Annotated in this window: 3 protein-coding genes; all 3 read left to right on the top strand. The window is 39.3% G+C overall.

Features of this window, described 5'->3' with window-relative positions:
* Positions 1–6: 6 nt before the first annotated feature.
* Complete coding sequence (locus ACWATR_RS38770) at positions 7–282, top strand: chromosome segregation ATPase (RefSeq protein WP_460345344.1); 276 nt, start codon at positions 7–9, stop codon at positions 280–282.
* Entirely contained in the window at positions 282–1208 is a 927-nt protein-coding gene (locus ACWATR_RS38765) for a hypothetical protein (protein WP_460345341.1), read from the top strand. The genes ACWATR_RS38770 and ACWATR_RS38765 overlap by 1 nt, the downstream gene beginning before the upstream one ends.
* Positions 1205–4238 (top strand): DEAD/DEAH box helicase (locus ACWATR_RS38760; RefSeq protein ID WP_460345338.1); only part of this gene is annotated, 3034 nt, incomplete at its 3' end. The genes ACWATR_RS38765 and ACWATR_RS38760, both read left to right, overlap by 4 nt.

Here is a 4238-nt window from a genome sequence, read left to right as displayed (position 1 = left end):
CCACTAATAGGTGGTGGTAACTGGTACTTAGTCAACGTTCGCTCTAAAAAGCGAGACTTTTTTTTGAAGTGTTTGGACATCGCTATCAAGCAAAATAACTTGCAGAAATTAATTTTAAAAATAAAAATCCCGCAAGATTTAGTTTACCAAGATATCGTGTTACTGAATTTAAGCAACTTTAGAACGGCACATGATAACCTACAAAAAATTGAATGCTTCCAAAGTATGGAACGCAGACCATTGCAGTTGGAACAAGTCAGTCGAATGTTAGGAAACCAGTAATGTTGTTTGACAAAATTACCTTGTTATTAAGCAATCATCGACATCCTGCTAATCCGGCAATACCGATGACCTTGAGTAAACACCAGTTTATTACACTAATTCGCTCAAGTCTGTCACCAAATGAATCACAAGAGCACTTACAAACTGATATTCACGAGGCTTTGAGCGAGCTGCAAGCACAAGGTGAAATTTATGCTGGCATGAGAAATCGTTACTCTATAACTCCTCCAACTATATTGGCTTTGGATCGAGATAACTTGATCGGGTTGCGATTTCGGGGTGATCGTGCTTATCTTCCCTTGGCGCATCAGGTGCTAAAAACAGAGCAAAGTCACGATGATTTATCCATTCGTCCAAAAATAGGAGGCTTTAATCAAATTAAGAACCGCCTCAACCAAGCAGGAATTCGCTTAGTGACTGTTGCTGATAGTGTTGGGTATTTGCCTCTACCTTGCCAACCGAGTAAAGCAGTTTTGCGATCGCCTTGGCCGGATAATCCATTTTTGCTTAATAATTGGCAAGGTAGAGGCTCCATTCACCAATACATACCTTGTAGCAATACTCCTCAGAAAAATCGCTGGATACCCCTGAATTATCAGCAATTAGAAGACAAATCACTGTTACAACTTCCTACTGGTGAATATATCTGGTTTCAAGATCAAGCTTTTTATGAGTTAGAACCGGATACAGCGATGCTGGTAATGTTTCATCAAGACAAAGAAACAGGATATCCCCTTAAAATTTATTGGGATAAATCCCAAAGTCGGCTCAATCTTCAAGGTACTAGCTTGCCAAGTGCTTATGCTCAATTGCTTTGGCGATTATCTGAACCAGATAGTGAGCAATACAGGACTCGTCTCATTGAATCCCTTAATCACCCCCTTGTCGAAACTATATTTCAGCGTTTAGGATGTTTTCTGGTATGACAAAAAACAGCAACTACCTCGACCCGATCGCAGCAGTCGAACAACCCCGCCAAGATTTTATTCGTTACCTGCTCACTGCTTACCCATTGCGTGACCCCCATCTGCGCTACGGTTTAAAACAACAGCTAGAAATACCAGGGACAGTTTGGCAACATCCTTATGTAGAAGGTTCTCAACCTTATCAACCTGCTGACAGTATTAGTGCATTGGTCAATCAGGGTATTTTGCATCCAGAAATGGCAAGAATGTTTATCCCTAGTGAGCGTCCTCTTTACCAACACCAAGAAAAAGCTGTCAAAGTAGTAACTCAACAGCAACAAAATGTCGTTGTCGCTACTGGTACAGGGTCAGGGAAAACAGAGTGTTTTTTAATTCCGATGTTGGATATGCTGCTCAAAGAAGAAGCAAATTTATCCATACCTGGGGTAAGAGCGTTGATTTTATACCCCATGAATGCCTTAGTCAATGACCAGGTTAAGCGCTTGCGGAAGTTACTTTGTCGCCAAGAAACGACAAAAATTAGATTTGGGTTTTACACCAGCCGAACTGAAACTGATAAACAAAAAGCTGAAGAGTCATTGGAAGAAGAGTTACAAGCCTATGAATCTTCAGAACTTTGGGAGTTCTTCACTGAAAGCGAAAAAGCTTCTTTTAATCTCAGCACTCGTGAAAGATTAATTGATAAAGCTATTGAAAAAATACTAGAAATTCAAGCAATTTCTCGACAAGATATCTGGGATAAGCCACCGCACATATTAGTGACTAACTACTCCATGTTGGAGCATATGTTGATTCGTCCGAAAGAGCGAGAAGAGGTATTTAATGCTTCAGCATCAACATTTAAAATGTTAGTTGTAGATGAAGCTCATACTTATAATGGCTCTACTGGTAGCGAAGTTTCTATGTTAATAGAGCGGTTAAAAGTAGCAGTAAAACAAGAAAAAACTGGTCAGATTCGCTGTATTGCTACCAGTGCTAGTTTAGGAAATGTATCGGTTGATAATCAAGTATTAGAATTTGCCGAAAAGTTTTTTGGCGAATCCTTTAGTCAAGTTATTAGAGGTGATCGCGTCACTGCTACAGAACGATTAGGCGAACCATACGCATTACCATCTGAATTTACTAATGAAGAGATATTAGAATATTTAAGCATACTAGAATTACCCAAGCTTGATGACGAATTGAGTTTTTGGTTGGACAGACTCAGTGGCTTTGTACCTACTGAACAATTACAAGCGGCAGAAGCTCAAGCTCAAGGCAAGATCCATAAATTGCTCTGGCACGCTCTTAAGCAACATCCGATAGTACATCGACTCATTGAGATTCTGAGACGCAAACCCCAACCTTGGGAGCAAATTACGCAATCAACAGAACTTTGGGGAGTAAGTTTACCGTTCAAGCCAGATGGCACTATTGATGAAACAGAAGCAAAAAGTGCCCTTGCTCATCTGCTACAGTTAGGTGCTCTCGCTCGTGATAATACTGATGATTTACCTTTACTGCCAGTTAGAATCCATCTCTTATTTCGTAGTTTAGAAGGATTGTATGCCTGCATTAACTCTGAATGTCCAGGTGCAATGTCCGATCCAAACTATTTAAACAAGCCCCTGAGATATGGTCGTCTTTACCTAAACGAAAAGACAACTTGTGATGACTGTAGTTCACCTGTATTAGAGTTAGGCAGTTGTTATCAGTGCGGTCAAGTTTATGCCCTAACACAACTGGGTAATGCTTCACAAATACAGCCACCACCTAGAGCCATTAAAACGTTAAGAAAAAATACTAGTATTTACACTCTGACTTCTGGTATTTTAGATAGCTTGACAGAAGAAGAGGAAGTTGGAGAAGAGGAAGAACAAGCACCTCAAGTACCTGCTACTTTTACAATACGCCGCCGTAACGGTTGGATTGGTATACCCTCACCTGAACCTTTAACACAAAAAGCTGCTGTAGAAGGTGAATTTTGTCTTGCGTGGCATCGCCAAAAAAATGACGAAAATCTGGATGGGTGTTACTTACAAAAATGTGCTTCTTGTGGTGCAAAGCCACTCCGTTCTGAAGCTATTAAATTTTTTGTAGCATACACTGATGCTCCATTAGAAGCAATAGTTGATAGCCTATTTGATTTACTGCCAGAAACTGAAGATACACAAGTAAATGCATCAAAACGCAAAATTTTAATATTTTCAGATGGGAGACAAGACGCTGCATTTTTTGCTTCCGACTATCAGCGTAATCATACAGAAGCACTTTATCGTCAGTTAGTTTATCAAGCTTTTCAAGAAGTTAAAAATTCTCAAGATATTGCATCAGTAAGCCAAATTATTGTTAGATTAACAGAAAAATTTTTAGAAACTTCTATCCCTCATCCAGATAGAGATTCTCAACTAAATTATCTCAGCTACCGTCCTAACGATCCAAGCGAAGAAAAACCCAAAAATAGAATAGACTGTGAACAGAGGGCGCAGTCTCGTGCTAAAGAATTATTGCTCTGGGAATTTGGAATTCGTTTTTCCCGACGTTCATCATTAGAGTCATTAGGATTATTAGCTTGTCATCTTCAAATAGAAGATGAACGCCTGTTTCAGTTAGTAGCAGAAAGATTTGGAATTACTTCCCTTGAAGCACAAATTTTCCTGACTGTCCTTACTGATATTATTCGTCGTAATGGCATTGTCAGCATTGAGAGGGCTTCCCAATATTTTCCTGAAATTGGAGGAGTAACAGGCGCTAGAGATACTATGTTAGATCCTCAAGGGCGCTCGCAAAATTATTTATTTCTTAAAAAACCAGAGGGAGAATCTAAAAAATATAAAGATTCACTTTCTTTTCCACCAGTTTGGAAAAAATCAGGTGAAATTAGCCAAGGACAGAATCGCCTGGGCTGGTACTATTTAAAAATATTTGGTAAGTTACTGCCAAAACAAGAGGACTTTACCTGGCTTTATGAACTATTGAAATCTTCTGGCTTATTGGTTAAAGCCCAAAAGGGATACCATCTTAACTGGAATCTATTCAATATTCTTGAAA

The organism is Nostoc sp. UIC 10890 (assembly GCF_054786515.1).
Note: the sequence above shows the minus strand (reverse complement) of the source record. Positions and strands in the feature narration are given on the sequence as shown.

What these genes read in the sequence shown, in the direction of transcription:
- ACWATR_RS38765 (WP_460345341.1), top strand. Translation starts at nt 282, where the DNA reads ATGTTGTTTGACAAAATTACCTTGTTATTAAGCAATCATCGACATCCT.